Source organism: Micromonospora sp. LOL_015 (genome assembly GCF_048060275.1).
In the GTDB taxonomy this organism is placed as follows: domain Bacteria; phylum Actinomycetota; class Actinomycetes; order Mycobacteriales; family Micromonosporaceae; genus Micromonospora_E.
Genome location: NZ_JBHMIO010000010.1, coordinates 76,908 through 94,802 on the forward strand (window position 1 = coordinate 76,908; position 17,895 = coordinate 94,802).

The 17,895-nt window shown below is 70.6% G+C and carries 15 protein-coding genes; 12 read left to right on the plus strand and 3 right to left on the minus strand.

Going from position 1 to position 17,895, the window contains the following annotated elements; genetic code table 11:
* Window positions 1-112 precede the first annotated feature (112 nt).
* The 4 genes from ACFHWU_RS11760 to ppdK all read left to right on the plus strand — a co-directional run bounded on the left by ACFHWU_RS11760 (window position 113) and on the right by ppdK (window position 6,275).
* Window positions 113-604, plus strand: coding sequence for a hypothetical protein (locus tag ACFHWU_RS11760; protein ID WP_416554572.1), 492 nt, complete (start codon window positions 113-115; stop codon window positions 602-604).
* A gap of 70 nt (window positions 605-674) precedes the next feature.
* On the plus strand, window positions 675-2,054 hold the full coding sequence (locus ACFHWU_RS11765; RefSeq protein WP_416554436.1) for a glycine--tRNA ligase: 1,380 nt from the start codon (window positions 675-677) through the stop codon (window positions 2,052-2,054).
* A gap of 50 nt (window positions 2,055-2,104) precedes the next feature.
* Window positions 2,105-3,298: a tRNA dihydrouridine synthase DusB gene (dusB, locus tag ACFHWU_RS11770; protein ID WP_416554438.1), complete on the plus strand. Its 1,194-nt coding sequence runs from the start codon at window positions 2,105-2,107 to the stop codon at window positions 3,296-3,298.
* Window positions 3,299-3,539: 241 nt separating this feature from the next.
* On the plus strand, window positions 3,540-6,275 hold the full coding sequence (gene ppdK, locus ACFHWU_RS11775; protein ID WP_416590563.1) for a pyruvate, phosphate dikinase: 2,736 nt from the start codon (window positions 3,540-3,542) through the stop codon (window positions 6,273-6,275).
* An 85-nt stretch (window positions 6,276-6,360) separates the two neighbouring features.
* On the opposite strand, the gene ACFHWU_RS11780 is transcribed toward ppdK, so the two are convergent.
* Window positions 6,361-6,849: a roadblock/LC7 domain-containing protein gene (locus ACFHWU_RS11780; protein WP_416554442.1), complete on the minus strand. Its 489-nt coding sequence runs from the start codon at window positions 6,847-6,849 to the stop codon at window positions 6,361-6,363.
* Window positions 6,850-7,309: 460 nt separating this feature from the next.
* On the opposite strand from ACFHWU_RS11780, the gene ACFHWU_RS11785 reads away from it, so the two are divergent.
* The gene (locus tag ACFHWU_RS11785) at window positions 7,310-7,660 is read left to right on the plus strand and encodes a VOC family protein (RefSeq protein WP_416554444.1); all 351 of its coding nucleotides are present in this window, start codon (window positions 7,310-7,312) and stop codon (window positions 7,658-7,660) included.
* 620 nt (window positions 7,661-8,280) lie between these two features.
* Entirely contained in the window at window positions 8,281-9,576 is a 1,296-nt protein-coding gene (locus ACFHWU_RS11790) for a deoxyguanosinetriphosphate triphosphohydrolase (protein ID WP_416554446.1), read from the plus strand.
* A 6-nt stretch (window positions 9,577-9,582) separates the two neighbouring features.
* On the opposite strand, the gene ACFHWU_RS11795 is transcribed toward ACFHWU_RS11790, so the two are convergent.
* Complete coding sequence (locus ACFHWU_RS11795; protein WP_416554448.1) at window positions 9,583-9,897, minus strand: hypothetical protein; 315 nt, start codon at window positions 9,895-9,897, stop codon at window positions 9,583-9,585.
* A 285-nt stretch (window positions 9,898-10,182) separates the two neighbouring features.
* Between ACFHWU_RS11795 and dnaG the strand changes: the two genes are divergently transcribed.
* Together dnaG and ACFHWU_RS11805 are read left to right on the plus strand one after the other, a co-directional pair.
* A complete protein-coding gene (gene dnaG / locus ACFHWU_RS11800) occupies window positions 10,183-12,084 on the plus strand; it encodes a DNA primase (protein WP_416554450.1) in 1,902 nt (633 codons plus the stop codon).
* Window positions 12,085-12,086: 2 nt separating this feature from the next.
* Window positions 12,087-12,611: a hypothetical protein gene (locus ACFHWU_RS11805; RefSeq protein ID WP_416568114.1), complete on the plus strand. Its 525-nt coding sequence runs from the start codon at window positions 12,087-12,089 to the stop codon at window positions 12,609-12,611.
* A gap of 58 nt (window positions 12,612-12,669) precedes the next feature.
* Here ACFHWU_RS11805 and ACFHWU_RS11810 read toward each other — a convergent pair whose 3' ends face one another.
* Window positions 12,670-13,860 (minus strand): ROK family transcriptional regulator, encoded by a 1,191-nt coding sequence (locus ACFHWU_RS11810; RefSeq protein WP_416554454.1) that lies wholly within the window; start codon window positions 13,858-13,860, stop codon window positions 12,670-12,672.
* Window positions 13,861-14,128: 268 nt separating this feature from the next.
* Here ACFHWU_RS11810 and ACFHWU_RS11815 point away from each other — a divergent pair, with 268 nt between their 5' ends.
* The 4 genes from ACFHWU_RS11815 to ACFHWU_RS11830 all read left to right on the plus strand — a co-directional run bounded on the left by ACFHWU_RS11815 (window position 14,129) and on the right by ACFHWU_RS11830 (window position 17,794).
* The gene (locus ACFHWU_RS11815) at window positions 14,129-15,067 is read left to right on the plus strand and encodes an ABC transporter ATP-binding protein (RefSeq protein ID WP_416554457.1); all 939 of its coding nucleotides are present in this window, start codon (window positions 14,129-14,131) and stop codon (window positions 15,065-15,067) included.
* Between the two features lie 12 nt (window positions 15,068-15,079).
* Window positions 15,080-15,721, plus strand: a complete 642-nt coding sequence (locus tag ACFHWU_RS11820; RefSeq protein WP_416554459.1) for a GNAT family N-acetyltransferase — start codon at window positions 15,080-15,082, stop codon at window positions 15,719-15,721.
* 373 nt (window positions 15,722-16,094) lie between these two features.
* A complete protein-coding gene (locus tag ACFHWU_RS11825) occupies window positions 16,095-16,931 on the plus strand; it encodes an ABC transporter permease (RefSeq protein WP_416590564.1) in 837 nt (278 codons plus the stop codon).
* A 50-nt stretch (window positions 16,932-16,981) separates the two neighbouring features.
* Window positions 16,982-17,794 carry an ABC transporter permease gene (locus ACFHWU_RS11830; RefSeq protein ID WP_416554463.1) on the plus strand — a complete coding sequence of 271 codons (813 nt, stop codon included), beginning with the start codon at window positions 16,982-16,984 and terminating at the stop codon, window positions 17,792-17,794.
* The last annotated feature ends 101 nt before the right edge of the window (window positions 17,795-17,895 follow it).

Below are 17,895 nucleotides of genomic sequence, written 5' to 3' on the forward strand. Positions count from 1 at the left end.
GTCTGAGGCCGCACCGGACGACACGCCGGCTGCCGGCTCGGCAACCCCGGTGCCCGGCCCGGCAACCCCGGTGCCCGGCCCGGTGACCTCGGCTGCCAACCCGGTGACTCCGGTGCCCGGTCCGACCTACCCGGTGCCGGCTGGTCCAGGAGTCGCGCCGCCGTTCGCCGCTCCGCCGGCCGAAGGCCGTACCGCGCGGGTCTGGATCGGGCTGGGCGTCGCGGCGCTCGCGCTGCTGCTGTGCTGTGGCGGTGGCACCGTCGCGTTGGTCGGACTCATCGTCACTGGCGCCGAAGCGATCGACGAACAGGCCCGGATCGCGGTCGGCGACTACTTCGAGGCGGTGAGCCAGCAGGACTTCGACGCTGCGTACGCCATGCTCTGCGCCGAGGCGCAGCGCCGCGAGTCGGCCAGTGAATTCGCCCGACGACTCGCCACGGAGCCGGAGATCACCGGCTACGAGGTCGGTCAGGTCTCGGTCACCAGCCGGATCGTCGTACCGGTGGAGGTCGACTACGCCCGAGGCGGCGGCGACACCCTGCGAGTGTCGCTCAACCAGGACACCGGCACCGGTGAGCTAGAGGTCTGCGGCGTCGAGGGGTAGCCTCCGAACATCTGCCAGATCAGCCCGTCCGCACATCCCCGCCGGCCGCCAGCCGGTGTAGGAGCAGCGCATGCCAGCCGACCGCATCGACGCCGTGGCCAGTCTCGCCCACCGGCGTGGTTTCGCGTTCCCGTCTGGTGAGGTCTACGGTGGCCAGCCGGTCGCCTGGGACTACGGGCCACTCGGTGTGGAGCTCAAGGAGCATGTCCGCCGGCAGTGGTGGCGCACGGTGGTGCAGCACCGCGACGATGTCGTCGGCCTCGACGCGGCGGTCATCCAGGCGAGGCCGGTGTTCACCGCGTCCGGCCTGCTCGACACCTACACCCAGACCCGGGTCCGGTGCCGGGCCTGCGACCTCACCCAACCGCTGGACCGGATCGTCGAGGCGTTCACCGTACGCCGGGAACAGCCGGCTGCCGCACTCGCCGAGCTCGCCTGTCCGAGCTGCGGCAGCCGGGGCAGCCTCACCGACCCGCAGCAGGTCAGCGGGCTACTCGAGGTCTCACCGGACCGTCCGGGGCCACCACCGGACCGGTACTACCTGCGGCCGGAGGCGGCACCGGGCACCTTCGTGAACTTCGCCAACGTGATGATCGCCGCCCGCAAGAAGCCGCCGTTCGGCATCGCCCAGGTCGGCCGGATCTTCCGCAACGTCGTCGGTCCCGGCGAGTTCCTGCTGCGCAGCCACGAGCGGGAGCGGATGGAGCTGGAGTACTTCGTCGAGCCCGGAAGCGACGACGACTGGCTGGGGTACTGGGCGCAGCAGCGGTGGGACTGGTACGTCGACCTGGGTCTCGCGCCACAGCAGTTGCGCCGTACCGAGGTGCCCCTCGCCGGCCTGCCGCAGCACGCCAAGCGGATCGTCGAGATCGAATTCCGGCTCGGTGGCGCCTATCAGGAATTCGTGGTGCTGGAAGGGATCACGAACCGTGCCGACTACGATCTGACCGCGCATGCCAAGCATTCCGGTGCCGACCTTTCCTATTTCGACCAGGACCGGGGCGAGCGGTGGGTGCCGTACGCGATCGAGCCGGCGGCGGACCTCACCGCGACGGTCTTCGCTCTGCTGCTGGCGGCGTACGACGAGGACGAGGCACCGAACACCAAGGGCGGCGTCGACAAGCGGACCGTACTCCGTCTCGACCCGCGGATCGCCCCGGTCAAGGTCGCGGTGCTGCCGCTGTCGCGCAACGCCGACCTCTCGCCGAAGGCACGTGACCTTGGCGCCGCGCTGCGCCGCCGCTGGATGGTCGAGTTCGACGATTCGCAGGCCATCGGTCGCCGCTACCGGCGGCAGGACGAGATCGGTACGCCGTACTGCGTCACGGTCGACTTCGAGACGCTGACCGACGACGCGGTGACCGTGCGGGACCGGGACACCATGGCGCAGCAGCGGGTGTCGCTGGACCAGGTCGAGCGGTACCTGCTGGAGCGGTTGCCGACCGGCTGACCACCGGGCCCGGGCCCGGTGCCGGGTGGGCCCGTGGAATCCTGGACGGCGTGTCTGTCACCGTGTCCCGGCCGGCCGGCGGGTCCGCGCCGGTCCTCCCGCCGCTGCCGCTCGGCCGTCACCAGGTGTGGCCACCGGTGGTCCTGGCGCCGATGGCCGGGATCACCAATGTCGCCTTCCGCCGGTTGTGCCGCGAGCAGGGCGGCGGGCTGTACGTCTGCGAGATGATCACCACCCAGGCGTTGGTCGAGCGCAACCCGAAGACGCTGCGGATGATCGCGTTCGCGCCGTCCGAACGGCCCCGGAGCCTGCAGCTGTACGGGGTCGATCCGCAGGTCACCGCAGCCGCCGTGCGGATCGTGGTGGAACGTGACCTGGCCGATCACATCGACCTGAACTTCGGCTGCCCGGTGCCCAAGGTCACCCGCAAGGGCGGTGGTGCGGCGTTGCCGTGGCGGCACCGGCTGTTCAGCCGGATCGTCGCCGGCGCGGTCCGGGCGGCCGCGCCCGCCGGAGTACCGGTGACGGTGAAGATGCGCAAGGGCATCGACGACGATCACCTTACGTACCTGGACGCCGGGCTGGCCGCCCAGGAGGCGGGGGTCGCGGCGGTGGCGCTGCACGCCCGTACCGCCGCCCAGCGGTACTCGGGCACCGCTGACTGGGACGCGATCGGCCGGCTCAAGCAGACCCTGAGCGTGCCGGTGCTCGGCAACGGTGACATCTGGGAGGCCGATGACGCGGTGCGGATGGTGGCGCACACCGCCGCCGACGGGGTCGTCGTCGGCCGGGGCTGTCTGGGCCGGCCGTGGCTGTTCGCCGACCTGTCGGCGGCGTTCGAGGGCGGGTCCGGGCGGACGTTGCCGACCCTGGGCGCGGTCGCCGCCACCATGCGCCGGCACGCCGAGCTGCTGGTCGACTGGTTCGGCACCGGACGGGACGGGCGTGCCGACGCCGAGCGGGACGGCTGCACCGACTTCCGTAAACACGTGGCCTGGTATCTGAAGGGCTTTCCGGTCGGCGGTGAGCTGCGCCGGGCCCTCGCCATGGTGTCCAGCCTGGCGGAGCTCGACGCGCTGCTGTCCAAGCTCGACCCGGCCGAGCCGTTCCCCCGGCACACGTTGGGCCAGCCGCGGGGCCGGACGAACTCGCCGGGCAAGGTCTTCCTTCCGTGCGGATGGCTGGCCAGCCGGGACGACGATTCCGTCCCGGTCGGGGCGGAGACCGCCGATTCCGGCGGCTGAGATCCGCAGGCGGATCCCGTACCTCACACCGGTCGACCGGCGTGATCCAGCTCACCGGTGAATGCGCAGAACTGCGCACGGAAGCGCTCCCAGAACGGGTATCCGATCGCCGCCTGTGTCGTTTCCTGTGCGGCTGGTCACCCACTACTGTCGGCTGGCCTCCCCGGTCGCTTAACCTGCGCCAACCAATGGCCATTGGTGAACCATCGTTCAGCGCCGAACGGCACATGGGAGGCCAACAATGGCGGAATCCGGCGGACCGGGCGACCCGTCCCGGCAGACAACCGATCACCACAGGTACGTCTACGACTTCACCGAGGGGAACCGCTCCCAGCGGGATCTGCTCGGCGGCAAGGGCGCGAACCTGGCCGAGATGACCAATCTCGGCCTGCCGGTCCCACCCGGCTTCACCATCACCACCGAGGCGTGCCGGGCCTACCTGACGACCGGCGCGGTACCGCCGGATCTGCCCGACCAGATCGCCGCCGCCCTGGCCCGGCTGGAGCGCCAGCGGGGTAAACGGCTCGGTGACCCCGCCGACCCGCTGCTGGTCTCGGTCCGCTCCGGGGCCAGGTTCTCCATGCCGGGAATGATGGAGACGGTGCTCAACGTGGGCCTCAACGACGAGTGCGTGGCGGGGCTCGCCGCCCAGGCCGGCGGTGACGAACGATTCGCCTGGGACTCCTACCGTCGGCTGGTCCAGATGTTCGGCCGGACGGTCTGCGGGGTGCCGGGGGAGGAGTTCGACCAGGCGCTGGAGGCAACCAAGCGGGCCGCCGGCTCCGACGACGATCTCGCGCTGGACGCCGACGCGCTGCGCGGACTGGTCCGGGCGTACCAAAAGATTTTCTTCGCGCACACCGGCCGGGACTTCCCGCAGGACCCCCGCGAGCAGCTCGACCTGGCGATCCGGGCGGTCTTCGACTCGTGGAACGCCGAACGGGCGGTGATCTACCGGCGTCAGGAGCGGATCCCCGCCGAACTCGGCACCGCGGTCAACGTGGTGGCGATGGTCTTCGGCAACCTGGGGCCGGATTCCGGCACCGGCGTCGCCTTCACCCGCGACCCGGCCAGCGGTGACCAGGGGGTTTACGGCGACTACCTGGCCAACGCGCAGGGCGAGGACGTGGTCGCCGGGATCCGTAACACGCTGCCGCTGCAGGAGCTGGCCCGGCTCGACCCCCGTTCATACGACGAGCTGCTGGCCATCATGGCCCGGCTGGAGAACCACTACCGGGACCTGTGCGACATCGAGTTCACCATCGAACGCGGCAAGCTGTGGATGCTGCAGACCCGGGTCGGCAAGCGGACCGCCGCCGCCGCGTTCATCATCGCCAGCCAGTTGGTCGACGAGGGGATCATCGATCTGGACGAGGCGCTGCACCGGGTCAGCGGGGCACAGCTGGCGCAGCTGATGTTCCCCTGCTTCGACCTGTCCGACGCGCCGCCGCCGATCGCCACCGGGGTGGGTGCCTCGCCGGGTGCCGCGGTCGGCAGGGTCGTCTTCGACCCGGCGCGGGCGGTCGAGCTGGCCAGGCAGGGAGAGCAGGTGATCCTGGTCCGGCGGGAGACCAACCCCGACGACCTGCCCGGCATGATCGCCGCGCAGGGCATCCTGACCAGCCGGGGCGGCAAGACCAGCCACGCCGCCGTGGTGGCCCGGGGGATGGGCAAGACCTGCCTGTGCGGGGCCGACGCCCTCGACATCGACGCCAGGGCCGGGCGGTTCATGGTCGCCGATCTCACCGTCACCGAAGGTGACGTGGTGTCGATCGACGGCACCAGCGGCTGCCTGTACCTCGGTGCGGTGCCGGTGCGACCATCCGAGGTGGTGCAGTACTTCGAAGGCGCCGTCGACCCGGCGAGCTCCACCAACCCGCTGGTGCTCGCCGTACACCGGATCCTGTCCCACGCCGACGACCGGCGGCGGCTGGCGGTGCGTACGAACGCCGACACCGGCGCAGACGCCGCGCGGGCCCGGCGGTTCGGCGCCGAGGGGATCGGGCTGTGCCGCACCGAGCACATGTTCCTCGGCGACCGCCGGGAACTGGTGGAGCGGCTGATCCTGGCCCGTGACGAGGCGGAGCGTGCGGCCGCGCTGGCCGAACTGCTGCCCCTGCAGCGGGCCGACTTCCGGGAGATCTTCCAGGAGATGGACGGCCTGCCGGTCACCGTACGGCTGATCGACCCGCCGCTGCACGAGTTCCTGCCGTCGCTTGAGGAGTTGGCCGTCTCGGTCGCCCTGGCGCAGGCCCGGGGTCAGGACGCCGGCCGCGACACGGCGTTGCTCGCCGCGGTGCGCCGGATGCACGAGCAGAACCCGATGCTCGGCCTGCGCGGTGTGCGGCTCGGCCTGGTCATCCCTGGGTTGTTCGCGATGCAGGTGCGGGCGATCACCGAGGCTGCCGTCGAGTTGGCCGCCGCCGGGCGCGATCCGCGCCCGGAGATCATGGTCCCGCTGGTCGGTGCGGTCCAGGAACTGGAGACGGTACGCGCGGAAGCCGACCGGATCATCGCCGAGGTGCTCGGCGACCGGTCAGTCGAGATCCTGATCGGCACCATGATCGAGGTGCCCCGGGCCGCGTTGACCGCCGGTCAGCTCGCCGGATCGGCGCAGTTCTTCTCCTTCGGCACCAACGACCTGACCCAGATGGGCTGGGGATTTTCCCGTGACGACGTGGAGGGCGCGTTCTTCTGGCGTTACCTGGAGCTTGGCATCTTCGGCATCTCGCCGTTCGAGTCGATCGACCGGGACGGCGTGGGCCGGCTGGTGCGGATCGCCGTCGAGGAGGGCCGCGCCGCCCGGCCCGGTCTGAAGATCGGGGTCTGCGGCGAGCACGGCGGCGACCCCGACTCAGTGCACTTCTTCCACGAGGCGGGCCTGGACTACGTGTCCTGCTCGCCGTTCCGGGTGCCGGTCGCCCGGCTGGAGGCCGGCCGGGCGACGGTCGAGTCGACCGGCTCGGACAGCCGCTGACCGGCCGCTGACGAAGAACGGCCGGGCACCCTGGGGGGCAGGAGGGTGCCCGGCCGCCGCCTCGGTTCCCGCCGGCCGGCGTTGGTCAGAACCGGCGGCGAGGTAGCGCCGGGTTGTACGGCAGGGTCGCCATCGGGGTGCGGACCGCCAGCGGCGCGTGGTTGTCCAGCAGGCCCGGCACCGGTGCCGCGACGTTGCCGGCCGGCCTGCTCCGCAGCAGTTCGCCGATCGACCGGGCGGCCCGACGGCCATGGGCGTGCAGCAGGCCCGGATCGGTGCCCGGTCCGGCGAGCACGGCGAGCAGCGCCCGGTCGCCCACCGGGTAGAGGGCGACCTGGCCACGGTTGCCGTGGATGACGGTCTCCCGCAGGTCACCGTGGCCGGCGGTCATCGCGAACCGCCGCCCCAGGCCGACGCTGGCGGCGGCCAGCGCGGCGATGCTCTCCGCTTCGGTGCTGGCGAGGTCGTGGGTGATCAGCAGGCCGTCCACCCCGGTCAGTACGGACCCGGTCACATCGGGCACCCAGTGGCGTAGCCCGTTCAGCTCGGTAACGATAGCGGTGTCAGTGTCCACCGGCGGTCTCCTTCACTCGATCGTCCGGTTGGCTGGTCGCCGACCTCGTCCCGACCGACCTGCCGCAGGCGTACCGGCGGGTGGTGGCCGGACGGGGAGGGCGGCCGCGGTCGGCGCGGCGTCGGCGACGTTGCGCGCCGCGCGACAGTGGGCGCAGGGTTCCGCCACCGGGCCGGGTGGGGTGCCGGCGGGCCTCGGTCGGTCGATGATCGACACCAGCGGGTTGTCCAATCGTCCGGTCGAGGCGGCAGTGACGATGTGCTCCTGGCACGTTACCGCAGGCGATGTTTCTTTGTGGACCCGTAACCATCGGCAATCGGACAGCAACTGATAACTGATTGGCTATTGCGAACGATCATCAAACTGACTTCGGGTGTTTGGCCCGTCACCCTGCCGGGTCGGTGGTCGTCGCCGTACGGTAGGCCTGGAACCGGGTCCGTACGACCTCAGGAGGTGGCCGGTGGCAAGTCAGTGGGAGAACCTGGTGGTCGACGCCCACGACCCGGCCCGGCTAGCCAGATGGTGGGCGCAGGCGCTCGGCTACCAGATTGTGCACGAGGCGTCGGACGAGGTGGAGATCCGGCGCGCGCCGGACCAACTGCCCGGGCTGATCTTCGTTCCGGTGCCAGAGAGCAAACAGTTGAAGAACCGGCTGCACATCGACCTGCGCCCGACGGATCAGGCAGCAGAAGTCGAGCGGCTGGTCGACATGGGTGCCCGCCGGGTCGACATCGACCAGGGCGACGTCACCTGGATGGTGCTGGCGGATCCGGAGGGCAACGAGTTCTGCGTGCTCAGCGGACGTGGCTGAGTGGCCCGCCCCACCGCGGCCCGCAACAGCAGCAGGAACGTCCGGCCGTCCGGCCCGTCGCCGAACCCCAGCCAGCAGGACTCGGGCCGGCCGTGGGTCTGCCAGCGGGCGGTGACCAGGATGCCGTCCGCCGCCGGCAGGGCCAGCGCCAGCGTGGCCAGTCGTGCCGACCGGGCGTAGCGGTGCGGCGGATCGTCCCCGGCAGTGACCAGGTGCTGCCCGAGCAGGATGTCGACCCGATGATGACGGCGCGGTGGTCGCGCCGATCCGGTCGGGCCGGTCGAACTGGTCAGACAGCAGGCGCTGGCGCCGGCCAGCTCTCCCATGAGCTGGCCGGCGCAGTGCTCCTCGACGGCGTACCGCATCGGTTCGGCGACATCGCAGATGTGTACGAGCCGGCTGGTACGGGTCCACCCCTGGTCAGCCACGCCCCGATTGTGGGCTGGTCGGTGCGGTCCCGCAGGGCCGACGTCAACATCACGACACAAACCGGAAACCACCCCGAAATCGTTACCCGGTCGGGTGACGGCGCCGCCGCACGAGGGGTTCGGTTCGCCGCCCCCGACGGGCCGGTCGGGTTGCCGGTTCGCCGCGCCGCCAGGGCGGTTAGGCTGCTGAAGGTGAGTCCCTCTCCGGACGGCCCGGCGGTTGGTCGCGCCGCCGACGTGCACCGTCTGGTGCCGGAGCCGGCCAAGGACACCGGCTACGGGCGCAGCCCGTACGAGCGGGACCGGGCCCGGGTGCTGCACTCGGCCGGGTTCCGGCGGCTGGCGGCCAAGACCCAGGTGCATCTGGCGGATCCGAGCGGCGCGGACGGCGTACCCCGGACCCGGTTGACCCATTCGCTGGAGGTCGCGCAGATCGCCCGCGAGATGGGTGCCCGGCTCGGCTGTGACCCGGACGTGGTGGACGTCGCGGGCCTGGCCCACGACCTCGGACACCCGCCCTTCGGGCACAACGGTGAGCGGGCACTGGACGAGGTGTCCGCCGGCTACGGCGGCTTCGAAGGCAACGCGCAGACGCTGCGGGTGCTCACCCGCCTGGAAGCAAAGGTGATCGGTCCGTCCGGCGATTCCGTCGGGCTCAACCTCACCCGGGCCTCGCTCGACGCTACCTGCAAGTACCCCTGGCCACGCCGGCCCGGCGAGCGCAAGTTCGGGGTGTACGCCGACGACCAGCCGGTGTTCGCCTGGCTGCGCGACGGCGCGCCCGACGGCCGGCGGCGCTGCCTGGAAGCGCAGGTGATGGACTGGGCCGACGACGTCGCGTACTCGGTGCACGACCTGGAGGACGGTATCCATGGCGGCTACATCGACCTCGGTCGGCTGATCGCGGACCCCGACGAACAGGCTGCGCTGGCGGCCGACGTCGCCGCAGTGTACTCCACCGAGTCCGCCGACGAATTGACCGGCATCCTGGCCGAGTTGCTGGCCCGGCCGGAGCTGCGGCTGCTGGCGGGCTACGACGGCAGCCACCCGGCCCAGGCAGCGCTGAAGGGTACGACCAGCATGCTCACCGGGGCGTTCGTCGCCGCCGCGGTGTCGGCCACCCGGGAGTGTTCCGGTGGGCAGCCGGTGCGGCGGTACGCGGCCGATCTGGTCGTGCCGCGGGTGGTGCGCGCCCGGTGCGCGCTGTTGAAGGGGCTGACGTTGCGCTACGTGATGCGTCGGCCGGGTGCCGCCGCCGGCTACCTGCGGCAGCGGGAAATCCTCGCCGAACTCGTCGAGGCGTTGACCGCGTACGCCCCGGCCGGTCTGGACCCGGTCTTTCTCCCATTGTGGTCGGACGCGTCGGAGGACCGGGCCCGGGCCCGAGTGATCATCGACCAGGTCGCGTCACTCACCGATCTGGCGGCGATCTCCTGGCACCGGCGGCTGACCCGGCCGGCGGGGCGGCCGGGTCCGACCCGCGTCTGATCCGGTTCACGGCCGGTGGCTCACTCGGCCCTCGGCCGGCGGGCGGACCGCGACCAGGTCTGCGGCGAGCAGCGCCGACCACCAGGTCTCGACGTTCGACAGCGATCCGGAGATGATCCGTGGCTGGTCGCCCTCGGTGAGCAGGGTCAGGGCCGAGCCGTCCGGCCAGGCCAGCACCCAGCCGGCGATGTGTGGAAGCTCGTCCTCCGGCGCCAGCTCGGCGTCCTGGCCGCGGTAGAGGGCGCACAGTCGGGGCGCTTCGTCGAGGGCGATCACGTCCAGGTGGTCGGTGGCGCTGGTCTCGGGTAGCAGCTGGGGCATGGGGGTGCCTCCTCCTTCGGGCTGGGGATCCGGCAATGTAGACGAGACACAGTGAATCGTGAAGAAAGAGAAACAAGCCAGCGAACGGTTCACTAGGTACGACACAGACAGTATTGCCCTGGTTACAGGTGAGGACAAGGTCTGTTCTTCGGCGAGGCGTGGAAAGTGCGTATTGACAGAAGCCTGCCTGGTCAGGGTGGGGTTCGGGGGTCCGCTGCGGCCGGTGGGGTGCCGGCTCCCGGCTCTCGGCACCCGCACCGTCGGTGATGGTGGCGGCAGGGCAGGATGTACCTCGAAGGAGGGCGGCAGAGCATGGCTGGTCGGATCCGGGACGAGGACATCTCGCTGGTGCGGGAGCGTACGTCGATCGCCGACATCATCTCGGAGAGCGTCACACTCAAGTCGGCCGGTGGCGGCAACCTCAAGGGGCTCTGCCCCTTCCACGACGAGAAGACGCCGTCGTTCACCGTGGCACCTGGCCGGAACGTGTACTTCTGTCACGGTTGTGGCAAGGGTGGGGACGCGATCACCTTCCTGATGGAGGCCGAGCATCTCACCTTCGTCGAGTCGGTGGAGCGGCTCGCTGCCCGTGCCGGGATCCAGCTGCGCTACATCGAGGCCGGTCCCGCGCCGGTCCGCCAGCAGACCGGTCAGCGGCAACGACTGACCGCGGCACACGCCGCCGCGGTCGAGTTCTACGTCGACCGGCTGACCGACCCGGCGGCCCGGCCGGCCCGCGAGTTCCTCGCCCGCCGTGGGTTCGACCGGGCGACCGCCGAGCGGTACGCGTGCGGGTTCGCCCCGGACGCGTGGGACGAGTTGACCCGGCATCTGCGCCAGCGGGGCTACACCGCCCAGGAGCTGATCACCGCTGGGCTGGCCCGCCAGGCCCGGTCCGGCTCGTTGATCGACCGCTTCCGGCGCCGCCTGCTGTGGCCGATCCGGGAGCTCGGTGGCGACGTCATCGGCTTCGGCGCGCGTAAGCTCTTCGACGACGACGACGGACCAAAGTACCTGAACACCCCGGAAACCCCGATCTACAAGAAGTCTCACGTGCTGTACGGGATCGACCAGGCGAAGCGGGAGATCGCCCGGCAGGGCAGGGCGGTGATCGTGGAGGGCTACACCGACGTGATGGCCTGCCACCTGGCCGGGGTGCCGACCGCCGTCGCCACCTGCGGCACCGCGTTCGGCGCGGACCACATCGGCGTACTGCGCCGGCTGCTGATGGACACCGAGGCGGTCGCCGGGGAGGTCATCTTTACCTTCGACGGGGACGCGGCCGGGCAGAAGGCGGCGCTGCGCGCGTTCGAGGAGGATCAGCGTTTCGTCGGGCGTACCTTCATCGCGGTCAGCCCGGACAACATGGATCCGTGCGATCTGCGGCTGGCAAAGGGCGACCTCGCGGTGCGCGACCTGGTCGCGCGCCGGGAACCGCTGGTCGACTTCGCGCTGCGGCAGGTACTGAGCCGGTTCGACCTGGACACCGTCGATGGCCGGGTGGAGGCGATGCGGCGGGCCGCGCCGCTGGTGGCGAAGCTCAAGGACCGGGACAAACGCCCGGAGTACGTGCGCAAGCTCGCTGGCGACCTCGGGATGGAAATCGAACCGGTGCAGCGGGCAGTGCTTGCGGCGGCGGCCGGGCCGCAGCGGACCGCTGGCGGCCGGGCGGCGGTGCCTGAGCCGGCGGCGCCGAAGCCGCGCAACGAGCCGGACGATCCTCAGACGTTGGTCGAACGGGAGGCGTTGAAGCTCGGGCTCCAGGTGCCGGTGCTCGCCGGTCCGATGTTCGACAATCTCGGCGCGGAGGTCTACCAGCATCCGGTACACGCCGTGCTGCGGGACGCGATGGCGCAGGCCGGCGGGGCCGCAGCCGCTACCACCGGAGCGGTGTGGATCGAGCGGGTCCGGGACAACTGCGCCGACCTCGCGGCCCGGGCGTTGGTCGCCGAGCTGGCAGTCGAACCGCTGCACGTCGACCGGGAGGCGGACCCGTACTACGTCTCGGTGACCCTGGCCCGCCTGCAGTGGGGAGCGGTCACCACCCGGATCAGGGAGCTGAAGTCGAAGGTGCAGCGGATCAATCCGGTGACCAACCAGGACGAGTATCTGACCCTGGCCGGAGAGCTGTTCTCCCTGGAACAGCATGCGCGTGCGTTGCGCGAACAAGCCGTGGGAGGGTTGTGACGGTGTGGAGTCTGTTTCGGCGTAGCGCGCGGCTGCCGGCCGACCAGCGGCCGCCGCTGGACCGTGACGAGCGGGTGCTGGCCTGGAGTGGGACCGCGACCGGCACGCTGGTCGTCACCAACCGGGGCCTGTGGTTGCCGGGCCGGGCCACCCGGCTCGGCTGGCACCGGGTGCACAAGGCGGTCTGGTCGGGCGAGACGCTGGTCGTCACGCCGGCCGAGACGGTGTCTGAGCACGACGGTTACACCGTGGTCGCCGACGGGCCGGCAATCTCGTTCGACCTCTCGGACCCGGGAGACGTTCCGGACCAGGTCCGGACCAGGGTGACCCGGTCGGTCGGCTACAGCATGCACCACCAGCTGGATGGTGGTGGGGCTCGGGTGGTGGGCCGGCGGGTGTCCGGCATCGACGGCCTGAGCTGGACGGTGCGCTACGACGCCGGCGTCGACACCGACGCGGCCTGGCTGCCCGAGCGTACCGCCGAATTGGTGGCCGCGGCCCGGGCGTCGGTCGAGCAGCAGCCGTGACCGGCCGCGGTGGTGGAGCCGTCCGGTGGCGGATGCGCCCGGGGTCGGGCAGGTCGGCTCAGCTGGCGGTGAAGACGTGGTCGCTGATCATCCGGGTAGCGCCGATCAGACCGGTCTGGTCACCCAGCTCGGACAGGACGATCGGCATGTCGCCGGTGGCCAGCGGCAGTGAGCTGCGGTAGACGACGCCTCGGATCTCGGCCAGTAACGCGTGACCCATTCCGGCGAGCCCGCCGCCGATCACCACCATCCCCGGGTTGAAGAAGCTCACCAGTCGGGCCAGCACCTGACCGACGCGTCGTCCACCGTCGCGGACCATGCCGACCGCGACCGGGTCGCCGGCGGCGGCCGCCCGGGTGACGTCCAGCGCGGTGAGCGTGCCGATCCGGGCGAGTTGTTCGGCGAGCTGGTCGGAACGCCCGGCTCGGGCGGCGGCGACCGCGTCGCGGGTCAGCGCCGCACCGCTGAAGTACGCCTCCAGGCAGCCGACGTTGCCGCAGAGGCATTGCGGCCCGTTCTCGTCGACAGCGGTGTGGCCGATGTCGCCGGCGCAACCGTTGGCCCCCCGGTAGACGTACCCGCCGACCACTATCCCGGCGCCGATCCCGGCGCCGATCTTGACGAACAGGAAGTCGTCGAACGAACGGGCGATGCCGGCGTGTTTCTCACCGAGCGCCATGATGTTGACGTCGTTGTCGACCAGCACCGGGCAGCCGAGTTCGGTGCTGAACATCTCCCGTACCGGAAAGCGGTGCCAACCCGGCATGAACGGTGGCGAGACCGGCACGCCTTCGTGGAAACTGACCGGACCGGGCACCCCGATGCCGGCGCCGGTGAACCGCGTGGTGCCCGAGTCGGCGGCCAGTTTGGTGACCAGTTCGAGGGCCTGCGCGATCACCGCTGTCGGACCCTTACGCAGCTCGGTGCGCTCGGCCAGCCGGGCCACGACCTGCAGTTCGCCGTCGGTGAGCGCCACGTCCAAAGTGCTCGCGCCGATGTCGATGCTGAGGAAGCGGGTGGCGGCGGCGATCCGGACGATCGACGACGGACGACCGCCGCGGGACGCGGCCGGACCGGCGGTCTCCACCAGACCCCGGTCGATCATCCGGTCGAGCTCGGTGGCCACCTTCGACCTGGAGAGGCCGACCGCGTCGCCGAGTTCGGCGCGCGAGCACGGGCCGTCTCGGAGCAGGCGCAGGATCTGCGCCTGATGCGTGTTCTCCGGCCACACTCCCAACACGTTGGTCATTGTCCTTCACCTGGGTCCGGCACGTGGCGTCGTCCGACGTGGAGGGCCGGTGGACACGCGGGCGGAGCGGACCGGCGTGGGCAGGGATCGGGCGAGGTGACGAACTCGCCCGCTGACCCAGGAATAGTGAGCCAGGATGGCAAACTTAGTGCATCAAAGCGTAAACTTCAAGATGCTCGTACAGTACTTTGTCCCCGATCTGGCGGAAGGTGCCTGCTTGCGAAACTCGCTGGCGTCCCTGTCGGGGCCGCGCGGTAGCGTCGGGGCCGTGACTGAACGGGGTAGCGGGCCACTCATCCACGCACGCGGTCTGGTCAAGCGGTTCGGGGCGTTCACCGCGGTCGCCGGCATCGACGTCGATGTCGCGCCCGGTGAGGCGTTCGGCTTCCTGGGGCCGAACGGCGCCGGCAAGAGCTCCACCATGCGGATGGTGGGCTGCGTCTCCCCGCCCAGCGGCGGCACCCTGCGCATCCTCGGGATGGATCCGCAGCGGGACGGCCCGGCGATCCGGGCCCGGCTCGGCGTCTGCCCGCAGCTGGACAACCTCGACCAGGACCTGACGGTACGGGAGAACCTGGTCAGTTACGCCCGCTTCTTTCAGATCCCGCGCCCGGTCGCCCGGCGACGCGCCGACGAACTGCTCGATTTCGTGCAGTTGCGCGACCGGGCGGGCAGCAAGGTGGAGCCGCTGTCCGGCGGCATGAAACGCCGGCTCACCATCGCCCGTGCCCTGGTCAACGAGCCGGACATCGTGCTGCTCGACGAGCCGACCACCGGGCTGGACCCGCAGGCCCGGCACCTGGTGTGGGAGCGGCTGTTCCGGCTCAAGCAACGGGGTGTCACCCTGGTGCTGACCACGCACTACATGGACGAGGCCGAGCAGCTCTGCGACCGACTGGTGGTGATGGACGGCGGTCGGATCGTCGCCGAGGGCTCGCCGCGGGACCTGATCACCCGCTACTCCACCCGGGAGGTGGTCGAACTCCGGTTCCCGACCGACGACCAGGACAGCTTCGCCGACAAACTGGGCGGAATCGCCGAACGGACCGAGGCGCTGCCGGACCGGATCCTGCTCTACACCGGCGACGGCGACGGGGCGCTCAACGAGGTGCACCGCCGTGGGCTGGCGCCGACCAGCGCGTTGATCCGGCGCAGCGGTCTGGAGGACGTCTTCCTGCATCTCACCGGCCGGACCCTGATCGACTAGAATCGGCCGGGGATGATCGCGCAGACCGACCGGCTGTCACTACGCCGCTTCACCATCGACGACCTGCCACTGCTCGTCGAGCTGGACAGTGACCCCGAGGTGATGCGGTACCTCACCGGAGGCAGACCGACCCCGGCCGAAACCGTACGCCGCGAGGTCCTGCCTGCGATCCTGCGTGACTATCTTCGCTTTCCGGGCTTTGGCAAGTGGGCCGCCATCGAGCGCTCCAGCGGCGCCTTCATCGGCTGGTTCGCGCTGAAGCCGGCCGCCGCCGGTCCGGCCGGTGTCGGTCCCGCCAGCGGTGTGGTCAACGGCCGGGGTGGTCGGCTGGCGATCACCGAGGTGGAGCTCGGGTACCGACTGCGGCGCGCCTCCTGGGGCCGGGGGTACGCCTCGGAGGGTGCCCGAGCGCTGCTGCGGATGGCGTTCGACCACCCGACCGTCGACCGGGTCTTCGCCGAGACGATGGCGGTCAACGTCGCCTCGCGGCGGGTGATGGAAGCGGCCGGGTTGCGCCTGGCCCGCTGCTTCCACCTGCAGTGGGACGATCCGATTGAGGGCGTCGAGCACGGCGAGGTCGAATACGAGGTGCGCCGAATCGACTGGGCGGAGCGCGTCGCGGCGCCGGCGATCGAGCGCAACCGCCCGCACTGACGGCGGGGCCGCACTGACAGTTGGGTCGCCGAAACTTCGGCCTGGTAGCGCCGCGTCTGACCCAGTTCACCGAACGCTTCGAGCCGTACCCGCCATTCTCGTGCTGTCCACCACGGGCGACACCGAGCGGCGGTGGTTGGCAGCTGGGCAGGCGCTGCAACGGGTGCTGTTGCTGACCACCGTCGAGAACTTGGCGACCATCCCGGGCGGCGGACCCGGGAGACGGAAATCCCGGTGAGGATGTCCCGCCGTCGCCGTAGAGTACGCCGGGCCGGTAGATCCCGGGCGGTCGGGCCGGGGCGTCGTTTCCACGATGTCGTACCCGGGCGGTACAACATCGGCCGGGGACCGGGTACGGGGAGGGCGACGACGGATGTCCGGGACAGACACTGGCGCGACGCCGACGGCCACGACAACCGCGCGATCGACCGGGGCGCGGGCCCGGAGCTGGTTCGGGCCGGCGTCGAGCGTCCTGGAAGCGAACCTGACCGGCTACCGGCGGACCTGGCGGTCGTCGGTCTTCTCGTCGTTCCTGCTGCCGCTGTTGACGGTGCTCAGCTTCGGTGTGGGGGTGGGAGCCTACGTTGACCAGGGGGTCGGTGGGTTCAGCTATCTCGACTGGATCGTCCCTGGTCTGATCGCTTCCACCGCGTTGCAGGTGGCCATCGGGCAGTCCTCGTGGCCGGTGCTGGGCGGGTTCACCTGGCAACGAACCTACTACTCACAGATAGCCGCTCCGCTACGGATCGCCGACATCGTCGGTGGGTTGCTCGCCTTCGTCCTGCTGCGGGTGCTGGCCAGTGCCGTGGCCTTCCTCGCGGTGGCCGCCGCGTTCGGTGCGCTGCATTCAGGTTGGGCGGTGCTGACCCTGCCGGTGGCCGTGCTGCTGGCAGCGGCCGTCGCCCTGCCGGTGGCCGCCTTCGCGGCCACCATCCGCAGCGACAGCTACATGGTCATCGTGTTCCGGTTCGCGGTCATCCCGATGACCCTGTTCGCCGGAGTGTTCTTTCCGGTGGAGTCGCTGCCGGTGACAGTGCGCTGGCTGGCTTACCTGTCGCCGCTCTGGCACGGGGTCGACCTGTGCCGGGCGGCCTCGCTCGGCACCACGCCCGCCTGGTCCGTCCCCGGACATCTCGGCTACCTGAGCCTCTGGGTGGCGGCCGGATGGTGGCTGGCCGTCACCCGGTTCCGCAGGCGTCTGATCCACTAGAGAGCGTCTGATCCACTAGAGAGCGTCTGATCCACTAGAGGAGGCAAACGGTGGTGACCCTCGTCCTGCCGCAGGTGCTCGGGGTCGGCGCGGCCGTGCGGCGGGCCGGGTCGGTGATGGAGCGCAACGCGGCCGCCCTGAAGTCCGCGTACTGGGTGGTGATGATCTCCGGGGTGGTCGAGCCGTTGCTCTACCTGTTCTCGATCGGTGTCGGCGTGGGCCGGCTGATCGGGGACATCGCCCTGCCGGGCAGCGGGGCCGTCATCGGGTACGCCGCGTTCGTCGCGCCGGCGATGCTCGCCGCCTCGGCGATGACCGGCGCGTTGTCGGAAACGACTTTCAACTTCTTCGCCAAGATGAAGTTCGTCAAGCTCTACGACGGGATCCTGGCCACCCCGGTCCGTCCGACCGAGTTGGCCTTCGGCGAGCTCGGCTGGGCGATGGCGCGGGGCAGTATCTATTCGGCGACCTTCCTGCTGGTGATGGTCGTGATGGGGTTGACGACCGTCCCGCGGGCGCTGCTGGCGTTCCCGGCGGCGGTACTGGTCGGGTTCGCCTTCGGTGGGCTCGGCATGGCGCTGTCCACCTACATGCGTAGCTGGCAGGACTTCGACTTGATGGGCTCGGCCCAGTTCGCGGTCTTCCTGTTCTCCGGGACGTTCGTGCCGGCGGAGGCGTACCCGTCGGTGCTGCGTTGGCTGGTCGAGCTGACCCCGCTGTACCGGTCGGTCCATCTGATCCGGGCGATCTCCGTGGACACCGTCGGGTGGACGCAGTTGGTCGACGTCGGCTACCTGGTCGGGGTGACGGTGCTCGGGCTGACCGTCGCCGGGCGTCGGGTAGGTCGGCTGCTCTGCAACTGACGTCCTAAAGCACCCTTCTGCGACAGTCATCGATCTTGCCGGGTCCTGTCGTACAGACTTCTGGCTGGCGGAAGACAAAGCCATCGGTAGTTCACCTGAAA